The following is a 16,932-nucleotide window of genomic DNA, read 5'->3' as shown; positions in this document are numbered from 1 at the left end:
GTTTTTTCAGATTATTATCTTGTAAACGCTAACCACTAAGGCCTGTCGGGGTATAAACCTTCGGCCATAATGCACACAGTCAGTCCCTGCGAAGGAGACTGGGTTGCCACTCGAACGACCGGTTGCGCCGACGTCCCCGCCGTACCAACCGCAACCGAACCGCCTGTCACTGTCGGTACGGTGACCGTGAACGAGGGAATTGTTGGCGTCCCGGTAACCGTCCCATTGGAAATCGACGAATCAATAGTGCCGCTGACCGGGCCGGTTAACGTCTGACTGGGCCCTAGCGTAGTATCGGCAGTCGCGGTTGGATTATAAATATTCGGTGCACCAAGCGCGGGTTTAGCCAGTATCGCGCCATTGGTGGGTAATGACGCGCTACCAGCAACAGCAGACCCACCTGCAATCTTCAGCAAACCGGAAGTCGCTGCCGTCAGATTAAGGGTATTCGTGATGGTCTGGCCGCTTACCGTTAACCCGCTTCCGGTTTTTTCCGGCACGGTTACCACAGTACTCCCGGTCGTTGGGCTAAACGTTGCCGCATGGTTATGTAAAGGCAACGGCACCACGACATTGACCGCTGGATCGCCGATTTTCTGCCCAAGATTAACGGTTGCCAGGCCAGCCCCTGAACCGGTCCCGACGACAGCACGGCCTTGCAGATCGGGTAGCCCAAAGTTGGTTCTACCATCGCCACCAAACCGGACCCCCAGCAGAGAGTACAACGCCTGATTAGTATTAATAGGGACAGTCTGGCCGTTAGCCGGAAGCCAACCGCGAGGACAAAAAGACATGGCAAAAGAACACACAGTACCAATGTAGGATTCGCTGTTACAGGCCGCTGCACTTTGGGGTAAAAGAATACTGGCAGCGATAGCGGTAGTGATGGCTGATTTAACAAATAAACGCTGAATATATCTCATACAGATCCCTCCTGGAGGAATAGCTGATTTATTAAGATCAAATGTTATTAATAACCAACCTTATAATTTGGGATGGAACAAAATAATAAGATAACGATGGGGAGCAAAAAACGTGTATGACTCATCAGGAATATAGCTCAGTCAGTAAAATTAACATACATAAAAAAACATTAACTTACGCACATAATTCAAATGAAATAACTTGAAATAAAGCAATATTTTAATTTTTATTTATTATCAAGCGGATAGGGTTTTGTTCCTTCACTGACTTCTGAGATAACAACTATTGGTTTTTTATGGCAAACGTGAATGCGATATATTTCGTAAAATATATCCGTGTAATCTTGTCAAAATCCGCTTTCCCGAATACCCAACGCGGCAATTCGTCGCCATAACGCGCCGAGAATAGATTCCGTTTCCCCTTCCAGTATTACGCTGCCCCGTAACGGCTGTTGCGGCGGCGAGAATTGCCCCTCCTGCAGCGCGAAACGCACACTGTACTGCGCCTGGATGGGTTGAGGATTATGATCCCTGTCGCGACGCACGGCGATCGGGCCGTGGCGATCGGACGCCAGCATCTCTTGCTGTAACCAGGCGGTACCGGTAGGCGCAATATCTTTCAGTTGTACGACAAGGCGGGGATACGCGGGATCATCGGCGATAAAATAGCCTTGCATCCCCACTTTCGCGCGTTTTAGCGTATCGTCGGGTAAATATCCCTGCACTTTTCCGATACCCTGCCCAACCACACGGAGCAATGGCATATCCGGGGTCAGCCAACGGCCTTCCGTCATATCTCGTGCCACATCTCTCACTTGGCCTGCCTGAGGTGCGATGAGAGACAAGCGCTGGCGTTGCGCATCCAATCCCCGATAGCGGGCCAAAGATTCCGCCAGTTGTCGGTCAAGCACCTGGGTTTCGCTGGCGGTTTCCTGACGTCCGGCACCCCGCTGCCGCTGCTGTTGCAAAATAGCAATTTGCTGACGCTCTATATTGATGCGGTAGTCCAAATCAGACGAGGTGAGATCCAGCAGTTTCTCACCGGCTTGCACCTGCTGGCCGTCAGTGACGTAGAGCGCTTTGACCTGCGCAGGAATAGGGGCATACAGCGCGCTGACGTTTTCTGCTTCCAGCACAGCAGGAATACGGATGCTGCCGCGCCAGGGAAACAGCAGCGGCACTAATACCGCCGCCAGAATCAGCCCTGAACGCAACAGCTTAACGGGATGAGCATTCTTACGCATGGACCACCAGATACGGGCCTCCTTCACCACCGGAAGCGCGATAAACCAGCCAATTTCTACCGACATCAAAGCAATACCAACCACCTTAATGAAAAAGTGGTACACCATCAGTGCAATGCCGAAAAAAAGGAAAAAGCGCCATATCCATGAGGCGTAACCCCATATCAACAGCTTGCGTTGCATCGACGGCGACCAGGTATGCGGTGCCGGATGACCATAACCAAATAACGCCTCGCGCAGCCGCCAGCGGCACAGGGCATACGCGCGTTCCTGCAGGTTTTCCACCCGCCAGAAATCGCTCAGCAAGAAATAACCATCAAAGCGCATTAGCGGGTTAAGGTTAACCACCAGCGTCGTTATCCAGGTGGCGCTGGAGAGCATAAATGCTGCCGTACGCAGAGGACCGTCCGGCAGCAGCGTCCATACCAGCAGCGCGAAAACCGCCAGCAGCACCTCGGCCAGAATACCGCCTGCGCCAATCAGCAAACGCGATCGACGATTCTTGAGTTTCCACGCATCGCTCACGTCGGTATAGAACAGCGGGAACAGCACAATAAAGGCCACCCCCATGCTCTGCACCCGGCAGCCCGCGCGCTTAGCCATAAACGCATGGCCAAGTTCATGTATGAATTTGGCGATCACCAGCGACATCCCGAATACAGCCATCCCTTGCAGACTGAACAGGTGAGGGAACGCATGGGTGTAACGCACCCAGTCACGGCTGACCAGATAGAGCCCCAGCACCAGAATCAGCGGGAACACCCCCAGCAATATTGCTGTTCCGTAGCGCTTAAGCCAGGGCCAGCAACGGTTGAGCAGCGGATCGGGCCGCCAGAGCGGGATACGGAAAAAAAGATACTGGTGCAGCACTTTCTTCCACAGGCTGGTGCGCATGGCGCGGGCTTTGCTGAGGTAACGCTGACGCTGTTCGGCATCGCCCGAGGTCACCAGATCGTGCTGGCGTAAAAACTGCAGCAACTGCTCCAGCTCTTTGACCTGTAGGGGCAGGCCCGGCTCCTGGTTGGCTGCAGCAAGGACCTGTTGTGGCAGACGCAGGGACCAGTGGCGCAGCAGGCGGATAGCCGTGGGCGTCAGCGTGAAATAGCGACCGGTAAGCGGGTCCGCCAGTACCCATTGCGGCGCACCGTTAATACCCGCAGCCGATTCTGCCAGCTGGAGGTCGGGGCGCAGCGCGGGTAAGAGCGGGTTCATAGGCCGACAGCCTGGCGGATCACGGAGAGCGGGCGACGGAACAGATAGACCGCCAGCGGTACATATTCGCCGGACAGTTTGGCGGTTCCGCGCAGGCCAATACGCGGCGGGGCATCGCTAAAGCGGCCATCAAGCCGGTACGCCAGATTGCCTGTCGGGGTCTGCTCGGACTCATAGGCGATGCGCTCAAGCTTTGCCGCATACGGGGTGATGGGGTCACTGTCGAGGAACAGTGTGATGGGCGCATCCTGTTTTAATTGAATGGCATCCCCCACATCCAGCTCGATGCGTAACGCGGCCAGCGCCGGGTCGGCAAGCTCCATTAAGCGCTCGCCGGTGCGCACCGGTTTGCCAATCCAGCGGTCGGCGTCGGCAAACACGGCAATACCATCCCGGTCGGCGCGAATTTCAGTGCGACTTAACAGGGCGCTGGCGTAATCGCGCTCGGCCCGTTTTTGCGCCACCTGTGCGGCCAGGAAATCAAGTTTCGCTTTGGAATCTGCATCCTGAAAGGCGCGCTGCGAGCTGGCGCGAAATTCCGCTTCGGCAACATTCAGCGACCGCTCGGCGACGTCGGCCTGCGCTTTTAGCGTGGTGTCGTCGAAGCGGACCAGTACATCACCCTGATGTACGCTCTGGTTTGGCTGCACGGCAAAAGACTGGATCACGCCGTCCAGCGGTGCGGCGACCACACGCCCCAGGTGGGGGACCACTTCGGCGGGAGCCAGCACGGACTGGCGCACCGGAATAAACAGGCAGGCGAGCAATACCAGCAAAGGGATAGCGATCTTCCAGCGCCCTTTACGGTGATGCCAGCGGTTGGTTTGCGGCTCCAGCGCCAGCCATGCGTGGCTGAATGCGCCAGCAAGCTGTTCGGCCAGCACCCGGTCGGCGTTTTGCCACGGTTGTTCGCGCGCGTACCAGATGCCGCCAAACCCTTCTCCCTGGCGGTCTTTAAGCGGTGACCACAGGGCTTCGGGGGCGGAGAGGGTCAGCCAGTCGCTGCGGCTTTGTTCGTCGAGTTGCACCGCTTCAATGACGCCGCACTGGTTGAGTGGTTTGCCCTCAACTGCCTGCAAACGGGCGCAGGCACGTTCGATAAACGCCACAAACGGCGCGTGGGGAGCGGGTTGAGTGACACCCGTTACCGCGCGCACCCGACCGTTAATAACGAGTGCGGCGTGACGATAGCCGAACAGCGGCTGGCTGTCGTTGACGATGCAGTACGCCAGCTCTTCGCTGCTGGCAGCGGCCCTGGCCTGCTGTTCGATATCAAGAAAACGGGCAAAGACGGTCGCACTGGCTGTAGCCGGCGTGGGGGAAGTACTCACTTCGCCTCCGGGAACTGCGCCGTGCCGCTCATGCCCGCCATCAGGCTGGCGTCGGCATTGACCAGCGTACCGATCAGGCCGATGGTCTGGCTGCTTTCATCAATACGCGCGCCGAGCCGTGCGATGCTGGCCTGCAATGGTTTACCGGTTTCATCCGGCGTAAAGGTAAAGGTCAATCCGGGTTTGAGCGCCGACAACAGGCGGGAAGAGACCAGCAAGTTAATTTCGAGGTGGCGATTGTTCACCACATCCAGCAGCGGCGTGCCCTGGGCAACACTCTCGAAGGTTTGCGTGCGACGTTTCACGACCTGGCCATCAAACGGCGCGGTGATACGACAGCGATTGACCTGAATCTGATACACCTGGCTTTCGGCCTGTGCCTGGGCTAAATGAGCGGCGGAGAGCGCCACGGCGTGCTTGCCGACAGACTTGAGTTGCGCCAGCTGTTGGTTCTGGCTGAGTTCAGCTTCGGCTGCTCTGGCCGCCGCCTGCGATGCGGCAAGCTGTGCCTGGTAAATACTGCAATCGAAGCGCACGAGGATATCCCCTTTTTTGAACGCTTCGCCCTCTCTGAATGGCATCTCCACAATGCGGCCAGCCAGTTCGCTGGAGAGGGTCGCTTGATCGACTGCCACCAGAATGCCGCGTGCCTGATTATCGGTATGCGTTTGCGCGGTGTCGCCAGCAGAAGGGGAGGTCAGAAGCGGATCGGCAGCCAGGGCCAGGGTCATGTGAAACAGTGAGCTCATTAAAAACAGCCCCAGGGTACAGCGATAAATCGACATATTCACTTTCATCACGCTTATCGGCCTTTCCTGTATAACCCCTTGTTAATAAGGGGTTTATGCAACGAAGCTAAATGTAACGTACTGTTAATTCTTTGTAATTTAGTGTGTCGAAGTATAGCAGGCAAGGAAAAACTCGGCAGGCTATAAGAATCTATAGGGGGAAGATCCCCACAACGTTGAAATGGATAACCTGCCGGCAGCAATCCCCACCAGCGGGTGGGGATTGCTTAACATAAATTATTGGTTGTCCAGCTGTGCGCGGACATTGCTGAGACCGGTACGGTTAATGCGATAGGGCTGACCCTTTACCGAGCGGATCAGTTTTTTGCTTCTCAGTTTCTTAAAGACGGCGAGCGTGCAGTCGCTGAGCAATAGCCCTTCACGGGTATAACACTCAACGGCGGTGACGCGACCGGACGTATCGCGGGTATGAACGATACGCCCGCCTTTAGCAAGGACATGCAGGGTACGTTGTTCCTGACGGGAAATATTCATGCTGAAAATGCCTGTAATCATCTTGTGCAAAACCTGCCAACACCCTGGGGGTTAGCGTGAGTGTTTAGCGCAGTGATAACCAGCCCGGCCGCAAAGGTCGGAAAGCTGATTATCAGATGGTTGCATTCTCCAGCATCGAAGCCTCGGTATTCGGTAAGAAAGATTTATCTCATCAATATTAACACGCGGCATACGCAGGGAAATAATTTTGCTTAAGGAGTGTGATCTGTGTGGATACTCAGCGAGGGTTTTTTTTCACTCTGTGCGCACGGTGACGTTATGGACAATCGGGTCATCGCGAAGGCACGCATTGCTTATGAAATGTCCATTTCATAAGACAATACTTAAGACAGAGAAGCATATGGCCTTACACAGCACGTCCGCGGACTGAAGGAGTATGCGAATGAAAAAACAAGACCTGAACGCAGTGAGGAATTTTGATTTTCTGGCACGCAGTTTTGCCCGTATGTATGCCATGGGCCAGCCAGTTGATATTGATGCCGTGACCGGCAATATGACCGAAGAGCAGAAACAGTGGTTCCTGGAACATTACAACCATTATTGCCAACAGGCGCAGCGCGCCAGAGTGAAGGAACTGCAATAGTAATCACCACAACGGGCCTGGCGGCCCGTTGCGTTTTCTGGCTTCGGGGGGTCTTGCGGTCTATTCCCATTTCGGACTCAGCCAGCAAAATCAACGTATCATGCTCTTGTTTCCTGCAGGAGAGGCAAGGGCACTCCTGACTGAATAAGCCAGCTGGCCCATCTGTGCCTCAGGCCATCAACTCTCATTTTCGTGATAACAGGTGTTAACGTATCTGCAGGACGGTGCCGGGCTTTTGTATGCACGCCCCCCATTTATGATGATTGGCCGTATCATTGAACGCTACGCCAATAACGTGGTTTGATTAGCTGCCTTCAGGGGCAACCTACCCGCACAATGACTCGTTAAACCTGAGCGGCTTTGGTAGCTCAACACTTTCGTTCGCAACGCTGGCATTTTTGTGCAGCACGCTGTCCAGACGCGCATTGATTGTGTCTTCCGTGATAGCGCATCCTGTCCTTGCTAACTCCATCACGACGTAGCCGATAGCCTTCGCCATCTCATCGGAATCACGCTTGTTAGTCTGCATAAGCCCACCTCAAAGCTAAGGGAATTCAACTTATCTGACTATTACTCCTTAAGCTGCGAGGTTACCAGGCCGTTCCTGTTGTTCCGGTTGTTCTATATATGTTTTTAGGCAGTAACTTTATGTATTAACTGGGTTATATGATTTATATATGGAACCACCCTGGAACAATATTGAAGGGATTTGGAACAACCGAATTGGGGCATGTTATTGCATAGACAACATGGTGTTTTCTTCAGGCTGGCCTGCGGTTTGGGAAGTCAACAGTAACCATGAGGCCACCTTCTGCAGACGTACTTAGGTACACGCTGCTGTTGTGTAGCTGCGCAACCGCTTTGACTATTGCAAGCCCTAATCCACTCCCGCTTTGCATCTGATTGGGATCGCGAAAAAATCTATCGAACACGCGCTCTCTCAATTCAACGGGAATGCCGGGCCCGGCATCGGAGACACGTAGCTGCGTGGATTCATCTAATGATCGTACCTCTACCTCAACCCGGCCGCCCTCAGGACTGTACTTGACGGCATTTTCAATGACGTTGTCGAGCAGCGACATCAGGCGTTCTCGGACGCCTGTCACCCAGATCTCATCATGCGAGTAGAATTCAAGCTCAATCCCGCGCTCGGCAGCCAGCGGTGCCTGCATCGCCATTCGCTCTTGTATCAGTGTGGTCAGCGGCACAGGCTCCATAACCGTGTCAATGCGCGCTTCGCTGTGCATCAGCAGCAGCAACTGATTGACGAGACGAGCCGCACGGCTGTTGCTGCGAATAATCCCTGCAAGCAACTCCTGTTGACTATCGCGGCTAACATAAGACTGTAAAGCCTCAACATTGATTCTCATCGCAGCCAGGGGGGTACGCAGCTCGTGAGCGGCATCGGCAATAAAAACCCGTTCCCTTTCCGTGCTTTCCCGCACTCTGGCAAGAAAAACATTAACAGCATCCACCATCTGGCGAAGCTCCCTGTGCTTTGGCACTGCTTTTAAGGGAGAGAGATCTTCTGGAGTTCGTGAGGCAATTTCATTGACCACCTTGTTCCAGGGGCGCATTGCAATGCGGATTGACAGCCACGCGGGAAACAAAAGAAAAGGAATGCATACCAGCAGCGGCAATATGTAGTATCCACGCGAGTTCAGGTAAATAAAGAAGTTCCAGCCGCCGGCAGGGGTGACGAGCGTGACCTCCGCGTCGGAATTGCCGGATTTTAGGGTACGGCTGGTCCAGGTGCGGCCTTCACTCTCAATGCTCTGAATTTTCCCGTATAGGGTGTTTTTCACCCCCGTTGGAGCGCCATCTGATGAATAAATTATCGCTTTATTCTTCCGAACAATGAGGCTGATCGACAGTTCCGGATCTTCGCCTCCGCCATAACCTTCCCGCAACGCCTTGCTGAACTTTTCCAGCACATCGGTGAGATCCTGTGGGCGATCGTCCATCCGATCAACCAACGTAAGAATGGTTTCGTAAGTCTTGTTGCCCAATAACATAGAGGGGCTACGCAAGTTTTCCCATAAAATGTAGGTCAGAAAAAGACACCAAAGCAGCGTAAGCAGTAGCATCTGGGCGATCATAATTCGCCGTACAAGCGTCGGGGTTTTCAGGCGGCGGCAAAAATTTCGCATCAGCCTGTCCCTTTCTGAATCGGTACGGTATCAATGACATACCCTACGCCTCTCACCGTTCGCACATAGCCGTCGCCGATTTTGCGCCGCAAATTCCCCATATGCACATCGAGAGCATTGCTCATGTTTTCTTTTGCGCCGAATATCCTTTCTTCCAGAAACCCTCGTGTCAGTACGCGGTCAGTGCGCAACATTAACGTTTCAAGCAGCGCGTACTCACTTGCCGTCAACTCAACATTACGTTCACTCACTGTCACGCGACGCGTCGGCACGTGAAGAGATAACCCTCGAATTTCTATCACCTCATTCTGAAAACCGTAACTGCGGCGCGCAAGTGCTCTCACCCTGGCGAGCAACTCGGCGAGAACAAAAGGTTTGACGAGATAGTCGTCTGCACCGGCATCCAGCCCGGAGAGGCGATCTTGCAGGGTGCCTCGTGCGGTCAGGATGATGACGGGTATCCCCTTGAGCTGCTGACGCAAGCTTGCCATCAGGCTCATGCCATCGCCGTCGGGCAGCCCGAGATCGAGCAATACCAGTTCTGGCGCGCAGACATCAAGTTGATGCAGTGCATCCACTTTGCGGCGAACCCATATGACATCTAATCCTTGATCTGCAAGGGCAATACGCACGCCATTGCCGAGATCCAGGTCGTCTTCGATGAGGAGAATTTTCACAATGGTTACGGTATCAACAGTGAATGAAGAACGTCTGAAGAAAAAAACGGTATCAGGAAATCTATCAGGTTTGCAGCCCCTGTACTTGCTTCAGTCTTTCTTCATTTTGGGCTCATGAGAACTTTAGGGTGAGCATTCAAACTGAGCGTTCTGGCGTTTAAAACCGCTTGTATCGTAATCATTTGAATCCACAAGGACTTCTTTCATGAGAAACATCGAACCGCGTCATAAGTTCCCCCATTTACTCTCGGGGCGCATGCTGAAAAAAATGTTGCCGGGAGCTGTCCTGGCCTTACTGGCGACCCCGATACTGGCGGCAGAACAGAAACAGGGCAACGAGTTGACTCTGGGAGGCGGCGTGGATGTTGCGCCACGCTATTCTGGTTCGGATGAAAGCCGCGTCACGACTGCCCTGGTGCTTGATTACTCGCTGGCAAATGGTTTCTTCGTCAGTACCACGCGTGGTATCGGTTACGGCAACAACATCGGCAAGTTGAATTACAGCACTGCGCTGAGCTATCGCCCTGGCCGTAAGGATCGTAACGTGGACAGCGACGCGATCAGCGACGGCAGCGACGACTTGCGAGGTATGGGGGACATCAAAGGCTCGGCTCTCGGTGTGCCTGGCCTGGGGTACGAGGTGACCGACTGGCTTAATGTGCAATTGCAGGCTGAGGTGCCGATTTCTCAGCGAAGCAACGGTGAGGCCCTGCATTTCAGTATTATCAGCCCGTTCTATAAGTCATCGAAAAATTCCGTGACGCTGGCGCTGACCGGCAGTTGGGGAACCAGCAAGTATATGCAGACTTACTACGGGGTCAGTGCATCGCAGTCGGCCGCATCGGGGTTTAGCCGATATGATGCCGGATCGGGCATTTATGCCTGGTCAATGAATGTTGACTGGACGCACAAGCTCAACCAGGACTGGAGCGTGGTTGCTGCCGCAGGCTTTACGCAGTTGGCTGGTGATGCACGCAACAGCCCAATAGTGCAACGAAAAGCCTCGCCCACTGGCAGCCTGAAGGTGACATATAGCTTCTGAACGTTGTGCGACCTGTGCTTCCCGGCAGCGCGTTGCTCACTCATAAATATGCCTTCGATCCGCCCCGGTTCAGATGACGGGGTGGTACTGACCCTGGCCCGAAATCCTGCGTTATTCAGAAGCAAAATTACTTCCTGATGGGATCGTCAATAAACCGTTAACGGCTACGTGCGTTGAGACCGAAACAGACGAATGGCGTTACTTACGCGCTGAGTGCGCGGAACAGTTCCACTTCGCGGCGGCGAAGAAACAAAGCGGAGAAGAAATTACTGTTGATTCCTCTCCACCTCAGGATCTGCGTGGGAGGAGAGTTAAAGCTTCGAGCCTATAATTCTGGATGCGACTGCTTTCGCCGCTTCAAGCTTTGCTTTCCCGGCTTCAGAATGTGTGCCAGATTCAAATGCTTTGAAGTTAAGCTGAATGTTCTCTTTGGCTTTATCGATGAACAATTGCGGCAGTTCTGAGCAAATGGACTGAAAAATTATTTCATACGCTAAAACACGAGACTGCAGATCATCAATCGCTTCTTCTACTGGCTTCATAATCTCTCCTTACGAAATACTCTGGTGCTCACCGGCAAACAAGAAATGCTCTGTCGCGAGTACCTGTGCTATGTGAATATTAAATATCGTTCAGTTAGACAAATAAAACCAGAACAAGCCATGGCCAAACTGGACCGGGAGATCACAGAAATTGAAGGGAAATCAGGAGGTGAGCCAAAAAGTTCGGATGGGTAGCGCACCTGGTCAGCAAAATAGTGACGATCTCGGGTAATGGTCAACAGACAAGCACTCTGCAGGTAAATGTTACGCGAGTGGATGACGCATAACCGATCGGCAATACGTTGTTCGCTCAGATGGAGCAGGGCACTTAATCTCTTCCTGTTGGTCTGGTCAGTTGTTTATGCAGGCCACTATTTTCACCCACTTTCCATCCCTGCAGGTTTGTCACTGCCAGTGCGGTTGCCCGGAACGCATACGCAAAAAATTTTTATTTTGTGGTCTTGAAAAACGGGCGGGAGGAATTATCTATTGGATCGGACAAGCAACGCTTGCCTTTACGTTGAACTTTTGAATTGATTATTCAGGAGGTTAATTATGGCACTCAGAACCTTGTCAGCACTTCCGGGCTTTTCCGATTCTGTTTTTGCTGACCGTTTTAATCGTATCGACAGGCTGTTCAGTCAGTTAACGGGCGACTCTCCGGTCACTTCACTACCCGCTTATGACCTGAAAAAAATCGATGCAAGCAATTATCTGTTAAATGTAAGCGTACCTGGCTGGAAGGAAGACGAACTCGAAATCGAGACGGTCGGCGGAACGCTGAATGTTTCTGGTAAACGCGCTGAAAATGAATCGCAGGATGAGCAGGGCTGGATCTATAAAGGCATCCGCCGTTCTGATTTTCGTTTGAGTTTCACTTTGCCGGAGCATACCAAAGTCAGTAATGCAAAACTGGAAAGCGGGATCTTGCAGGTTTCCATTTACCAGGAAATCCCGGAAAGCGAAAAACCACGCAAAATTGCAATTGAGAATACACAGAAAGCCATTGAACATCAGGCTTAATAATTGACGTTATGTATCATTTTTCAGGGCCCGCTCAGGCGGGCCTTTTTTATTTTCCGTTTCATTTGGCTGTCACAAACGAAGTGGAAAATAAAAACTGGCAGACGCGACATCGTTTCTGCCAGTGAAAGAAGTTAGTGCTTGTCAGAAGTCATATCCCTTATGCATGTTATAACTTACCTTCATACAATTCACTAATCGCAAATTTCTGTATCCTGATTCAGAAATTTAATGATCCTGGTACTAATGCTTGCCGCGACTTCAAGCTCGCTTATCGTCCTGCGCGGAATTTGTATGATGCCGCCAGCAATGTGACGGCAATCAGGCCGTCAGAATCACGTCTGACAGCTGTTGAACAAGGGGATTTGGGCAGATTAGCGCCGGGCAGAAAGCGCTCTCCCGGCGGGGCACATCTTCAGGACGCGTTTTTACCCGGCAGGCCGCGCACCCGGATGGGCTCTTCGACGGCGTTCGCGGCGAGCAGGCGCTGAAGAGCGGAGATCGCGGTATCGGTCAGTTCATGACCTTTGGTCAGTACCATTAATCCATTTGTGGTGCGAATATCTTCATCGACAACCCAGCCCGGCATCAATTCACGGATACGCGCGGAGCGAACCCCCTCCACATTCGAGCGAAAATCTGACAGCGCTTTGATGAGATATTCAGGCAGCGCCGGACGCGCCGCACGCAGGATTTCCCACGGACGCTCCAGGCTCCAGCCGCGCGCGGCGTGCCGTTCCAGCTCCAGTGCGGCGCGCAGTAGCTGAGCGCCGCGTACCACTTCTAACGGTGCATTGGCGGGCGCTTCTTTCGCCTGGTGACGAATAATTGCCGCAACCAGTTCAAGACGCGGGATTTGTTCCACCAGTCGGCCCGCAACGTCCGGATGTTCATGCAGCAGTTTTTCCTCCTCCGGTGTCAATTTACGCTGTGCGGCATCAGCCTGGACGATGTCGGCAGGAATGCCAACGCAGCCGATCTGACTTAACGACGCGGCGAGAGTGTAAAGCCACTCATCGTGCCACCCCAGTTTCGGCAATGCGTGGCGGACGCAGGACTGCGCAAAAGCTGCGCGCTGAAAAGCCCAGGGGGCAACCATCGCCAGTATTTCTGTGAGCGTTTTTACCGAAGCAGAAAGCGTGGTCGCCAGGAGCTCTTTTTCTGCGCACACGAGCCGGTACTGACGAACTGCGTCATTCAACGTCGCTATCAGATCCTCTTTTGGGCACGGTTTACAGAGATAGCGGAAAATAGCGCCTTTATTAATTGCCGCGATAGAGGACTCCACATCGGCCTGCCCGGTAAGGAGGATCCGCACGCTGTCCGGCGAGACTTCCCGCGCTCTGGACAAAAAAGTCGCGCCATCCATTCCCGGCATGCGCATGTCGGAGAGGATCACCGCAAAAGGTTCTCCGCTGCGAATCGCATCCAGACCGGCTTCACCACTGTGCGCGGTCACCACATCAAATACATCAAACAGATTTCGCGTGATGGCCGCGAGCACATTGGGTTCATCGTCGACGCATAACACACGGGGTAAGGAAGTATCAGTCATTGAGCATCTCCTGCCATGCGGGCAGTTGGTCCAGCATGCCGGTTTGTTCGAGATAACGTTTATCGGGAACGCCATGATTGGCAAGGGTGACCGCAACATGGACGACACCGATCATGCCAAAGGTTTTTTCTGCTGAGCGTGAAGGTTGTACATGGCCTGCGACGGCTTCAACAATGTCCATCGGCAGCCCCCATAGCGCCAGTAAATAGGCACCGATGGCGGCGCGCAGCGGGATATCACCCTGCTCAGTCGTCGCCTCGTCGCTGGTGGTTCTTAATTCTGGAATGAGTAGCGCAATATTGGCCAGCAGCGCCGCAGTGGCTTCCCGTTCCTGATGCCTGGAGATACGCGCCGCCAGCATTGAGGCGCGAAGGGCGGTCTGCTGTAGCTTATCCACATAGGGATCGGTAGCGGCATCGGCATAAACCTGGGACGCGAGTACCAGCAACTTCACTTGTTCCAGCCCCAGGTGAACGATCGCATTACCAATGTCATGAATATGTGCTCCCCGGCTGAACCAGGCGGAATTTGCCAGTTGCATAATCCGGGCGCTTAGCGCCGGATCGCTCGCCAGCAGTTCGGCAATTTCCCGAGTATTCGTCCCCTGGTTGGCAAGGAGTCGGTTAATTTCCGTAAATACTTTCGGGGCGGGCGGAAGCTGGTTAATTTTCCCGACCAGCATGACGACGGTGGGATCCTTGAAAAGCGTGCGCAACGCCAGCGCGTTTGCCACCATCGCCAGTAATTGCGTGCTGTCGCAGGGTTTGGAGACGAAACGGTGCGCAACGCCCAGCATACGAACCGTGGCCTCGGGTTCGGAGTAACCGGACAAAATGATCCGGATCGTGCCGGGCCAGCGGTCACGAACCTGCGACAGGAACTCCGCGCCATCCATCAGCGGCATACGCATATCCGACACCACAACATCGGCAGGGGTTTCTTCCAGCAGGCTCAACGCTTCATGACCGCTGGTAGCGAAGCGGCATTGCCACTCGCTGTCCTGCATCATTAAGGCGCGCTCAATACCCGAGAGGATGCGAGCTTCGTCATCCACGAACATCACCTGCATACTTATGCCTCCTGCTGCACGACGAGGGGAAAACGCATGATGAATGTGGCGCCCGAACCGGGTTTCGATTCGCAGCGAATCTGCCCATTATGCTTGTCCACCACGGTCGAATAGGCAATGGCCAGCCCCTGGCCGGTGCCTTTGCCGACCGCTTTGGTGGTGAAGAAGGGATCGAAAATGCGTTCGCGTATTGCCTCAGGGATGCCGGTGCCATCGTCGGCGACGCGGATCTCCATCATATCGCCGACCTGCTCCGCAGAGACAACGATATGCCCTTTTTCCTGCTCGCGGGTCTGGAGGCTGTCCGCAATGGCGTGCGCCGCATTGACGATAAGGTTAAGCATCGCCTGGCCAACCATGTCGCGCAGACAGGGCAGGAGCGGCAAATCATCGGCAAAGCGGGTTTCCAGTTCCGCCACGTATTTCCACTCGTTGCGGGCGACGGTCACAGTGGTATTGATGATGTCGCGTATATCCACGTACTCCTTTTTATTTTGCGAGGGATGAGAGAACTCTTTCATGGCGGCGACAATCCGGGAGATATGGCCAAGCCCGTCGAGTGATTCATCTAAAGACTGGGGGATCTGATGGCGCAGAAACTCAATTTTGCTGCTCTTAAGGAGGGTATCGAAGGCGGTAAGCGTTGGCTCATCGGCCATTTTTTCCCGCATCACGGCAGCCATGGCGATCGCCGCATCCAGCAGGTTGAGCAGCGAACGGTTGGCGGTCTTCACGAACCCGACGTTGTCAGAAACATACTGCGTGGGCGTGTTAATTTCGTGGGCGATCCCGGCGGCGAGCTGGCCGATGGACTCCATCTTTTGCGCCTGTAGAAGCTGTGCCTGCGTGAGGCGCAGCTCAGCAAGCGCTTTCTTTAACTCATGGCGCTCGTTTTCCAGTTCGATGGTTTTACGTGCGACCACTTTCTCCAGGCCCACATTCTGCTCAAGAATAGCGAACGGGGTCATCTGGTTGTGCCGACTTTCCTGCGCGATGCGTCGCTTTAATACCTCGATGGTTTTATCCCGCGCGACAAGTTTGCGCTGATAATCGGTTAGGGAGAGTGTTGCAACAACTGCTTCAGATGGAGACATCATTTACCTCCTATTGCCACGCCCGTGAATGTCTGGTTGACGTGCAGTCCGTTGTACTGCTCGCCATAGGTTGAGAAACCCACGATCCGGTTTTGCACCATAAAATTGCCGATCTGCAGGTCAAGCTCCTCCTGCTCAAACTGCAAACGCCGCAGGATACAGTCGCAGCCAATAATCACCGCCGGTTCCGGTATGGTTTCATGAACTTTTTCCAGCGCCTTGCTAAAGGTTTCGAGCGGATCTTCCGCAATGCCAATCGAGACGATCAACCCTTCTTCAATTGCGCAGTAGCAGGTCAGCGAGAGATCGTCGTTCATTTTCTGGATCGAACGGACATAAGGTTCGTCGCCAAAAGAGAGCACCAGCGGATTGCGGGAAAAAACGGTGGGCGTTAATTCTGCAACGGTGATGCCCAGCGATTCGGCATACACCTGCGCGGCAGGTTCGCCGTTAATTTCCCGGATCAGCCGTTTTTCAGGATCGGCCTCGGTAATGATTAATTCCACCTTACTGGGTTCGAAGTGCTGAACTTTAAAAATCGCCACCGGCGAGGAGGTTTCGATGACCGCGAACACCGCGGCATCGGAGATAAACTCACCTTTACCGTTATAGACGTAGCTCTTTTCGAAACGCAGATCGTCACCCGCAGAACCGCCGATAACCGGAATATTTCCTGTCTGCTGATAAAGATTAGCGATAAGGCGTTCCTCAGCCATCGACAAGCCATCAACCAGTAACAAACCAAAGCGTTGCAAATTGGGTCTGGCCGCGCTGTCGCGATGGATCTCCTCGGCAATCTCTGCAATGGTCGCGGAGTAATCATTCAGGGGGTGAATCACAAAATGGCGGGTGCGAAAAGCGGCGCTCAGACCCAGCCCTAATATCCCGGAGTGCTGAAAACCTTCGGTGCCGATCTGCCCGGAGGAGGTACATCCAATACAGGGGCAGTGAAAGGTTTTTTGCATCTCTCGGCCCAGAATATTCAGGTCATAGTCCGGGGAACAGAAGAAAAGGATCGTTTCTGGCTCAGCGGGAAGCATCTGCCGGGCAAATTCCGCAACCGCCAGCACGGGGTCAGTCAGTTCGCTGCTTGCATATCGGATCTGGAAATTCACGTTGTTTCTCCCATGCTAAAGCGTCAGCGTCGCTGGCGGCGTCGGGTAATCAACGCCGCAGCGCGTCA

Annotated in this window: 16 protein-coding genes and 1 pseudogene; 3 read left to right on the top strand and 14 right to left on the bottom strand. The window is 53.8% G+C overall.

Annotation, left to right across the window (positions count from 1 at the left end; translation table 11 throughout):
• Nucleotides 1-35: 35 nt before the first annotated feature.
• The 5 genes from DK872_RS05020 to DK872_RS05000 all read right to left on the bottom strand — a co-directional run bounded on the left by DK872_RS05020 (nt 36) and on the right by DK872_RS05000 (nt 5,993).
• Nucleotides 36-923 carry a phage tail protein gene (locus tag DK872_RS05020; protein ID WP_007373641.1) on the bottom strand — a complete coding sequence of 296 codons (888 nt, stop codon included), beginning with the start codon at nt 921-923 and terminating at the stop codon, nt 36-38.
• 347 nt (nt 924-1,270) lie between these two features.
• Entirely contained in the window at nt 1,271-3,379 is a 2,109-nt protein-coding gene (locus DK872_RS05015) for a site-2 protease family protein (protein WP_090397400.1), read from the bottom strand.
• On the bottom strand, nt 3,376-4,710 hold the full coding sequence (locus DK872_RS05010; protein WP_161518084.1) for an HlyD family efflux transporter periplasmic adaptor subunit: 1,335 nt from the start codon (nt 4,708-4,710) through the stop codon (nt 3,376-3,378). The genes DK872_RS05015 and DK872_RS05010 overlap by 4 nt, the downstream gene beginning before the upstream one ends.
• The gene (locus DK872_RS05005) at nt 4,707-5,459 is read right to left on the bottom strand and encodes an efflux RND transporter periplasmic adaptor subunit (protein ID WP_051644072.1); all 753 of its coding nucleotides are present in this window, start codon (nt 5,457-5,459) and stop codon (nt 4,707-4,709) included. The genes DK872_RS05010 and DK872_RS05005 overlap by 4 nt, the downstream gene beginning before the upstream one ends.
• 276 nt (nt 5,460-5,735) lie before the next feature.
• Nucleotides 5,736-5,993, bottom strand: coding sequence for a YjhX family toxin (locus DK872_RS05000; protein ID WP_007373645.1), 258 nt, complete (start codon nt 5,991-5,993; stop codon nt 5,736-5,738).
• A gap of 397 nt (nt 5,994-6,390) precedes the next feature.
• Between DK872_RS05000 and glgS the strand changes: the two genes are divergently transcribed.
• A complete protein-coding gene (glgS, locus tag DK872_RS04995; RefSeq protein WP_072438293.1) occupies nt 6,391-6,597 on the top strand; it encodes a cell surface composition regulator GlgS in 207 nt (68 codons plus the stop codon).
• 110 nt (nt 6,598-6,707) lie between these two features.
• Here the strand turns inward: glgS and DK872_RS27475 are convergent.
• From DK872_RS27475 to DK872_RS04980, 4 genes and pseudogenes are all read right to left on the bottom strand, one after another.
• Nucleotides 6,708-6,889 (bottom strand): annotated as a pseudogene (locus tag DK872_RS27475) (integrase); the annotation flags it as partial.
• Between the two features lie 33 nt (nt 6,890-6,922).
• Nucleotides 6,923-7,126 (bottom strand): hypothetical protein, encoded by a 204-nt coding sequence (locus tag DK872_RS04990; RefSeq protein WP_035889762.1) that lies wholly within the window; start codon nt 7,124-7,126, stop codon nt 6,923-6,925.
• Between the two features lie 232 nt (nt 7,127-7,358).
• Entirely contained in the window at nt 7,359-8,747 is a 1,389-nt protein-coding gene (locus DK872_RS04985; RefSeq protein WP_090397393.1) for a HAMP domain-containing sensor histidine kinase, read from the bottom strand.
• Complete coding sequence (locus DK872_RS04980; protein WP_035889758.1) at nt 8,747-9,424, bottom strand: response regulator transcription factor; 678 nt, start codon at nt 9,422-9,424, stop codon at nt 8,747-8,749. The genes DK872_RS04985 and DK872_RS04980 overlap by 1 nt, the downstream gene beginning before the upstream one ends.
• A 205-nt stretch (nt 9,425-9,629) precedes the next feature.
• On the opposite strand from DK872_RS04980, the gene DK872_RS04975 reads away from it, so the two are divergent.
• A complete protein-coding gene (locus DK872_RS04975; RefSeq protein ID WP_007373651.1) occupies nt 9,630-10,466 on the top strand; it encodes a MipA/OmpV family protein in 837 nt (278 codons plus the stop codon).
• 311 nt (nt 10,467-10,777) lie between these two features.
• On the opposite strand, the gene DK872_RS04970 is transcribed toward DK872_RS04975, so the two are convergent.
• Entirely contained in the window at nt 10,778-11,008 is a 231-nt protein-coding gene (locus DK872_RS04970; protein WP_007373652.1) for a hypothetical protein, read from the bottom strand.
• 555 nt (nt 11,009-11,563) lie between these two features.
• Between DK872_RS04970 and DK872_RS04965 the strand changes: the two genes are divergently transcribed.
• Nucleotides 11,564-12,031: an Hsp20 family protein gene (locus DK872_RS04965; RefSeq protein ID WP_007373654.1), complete on the top strand. Its 468-nt coding sequence runs from the start codon at nt 11,564-11,566 to the stop codon at nt 12,029-12,031.
• Nucleotides 12,032-12,446: 415 nt separating this feature from the next.
• On the opposite strand, the gene DK872_RS04960 is transcribed toward DK872_RS04965, so the two are convergent.
• From DK872_RS04960 to DK872_RS04945, 4 genes are read right to left on the bottom strand one after another with little or no spacing between them, the layout of a single operon-like run.
• A complete protein-coding gene (locus DK872_RS04960; RefSeq protein ID WP_007373656.1) occupies nt 12,447-13,586 on the bottom strand; it encodes an HD domain-containing phosphohydrolase in 1,140 nt (379 codons plus the stop codon).
• Entirely contained in the window at nt 13,579-14,655 is a 1,077-nt protein-coding gene (locus tag DK872_RS04955; RefSeq protein WP_035889755.1) for an HDOD domain-containing protein, read from the bottom strand. The genes DK872_RS04960 and DK872_RS04955 overlap by 8 nt, the downstream gene beginning before the upstream one ends.
• 2 nt (nt 14,656-14,657) lie before the next feature.
• Nucleotides 14,658-15,752: a sensor histidine kinase gene (locus tag DK872_RS04950; RefSeq protein ID WP_035889752.1), complete on the bottom strand. Its 1,095-nt coding sequence runs from the start codon at nt 15,750-15,752 to the stop codon at nt 14,658-14,660.
• A complete protein-coding gene (locus DK872_RS04945; RefSeq protein ID WP_035889749.1) occupies nt 15,749-16,864 on the bottom strand; it encodes an FIST N-terminal domain-containing protein in 1,116 nt (371 codons plus the stop codon). Before DK872_RS04945 ends, DK872_RS04950 begins: the two co-directional genes overlap by 4 nt.
• Nucleotides 16,865-16,932: the final 68 nt, after the last annotated feature.

This window comes from Kosakonia sp. MH5, from assembly GCF_009935945.1.
In the GTDB taxonomy this organism is placed as follows: Bacteria; Pseudomonadota; Gammaproteobacteria; order Enterobacterales; family Enterobacteriaceae; genus Kosakonia; species Kosakonia radicincitans.
Note: the sequence above shows the minus strand (reverse complement) of the source record. Positions and strands in the feature narration are given on the sequence as shown.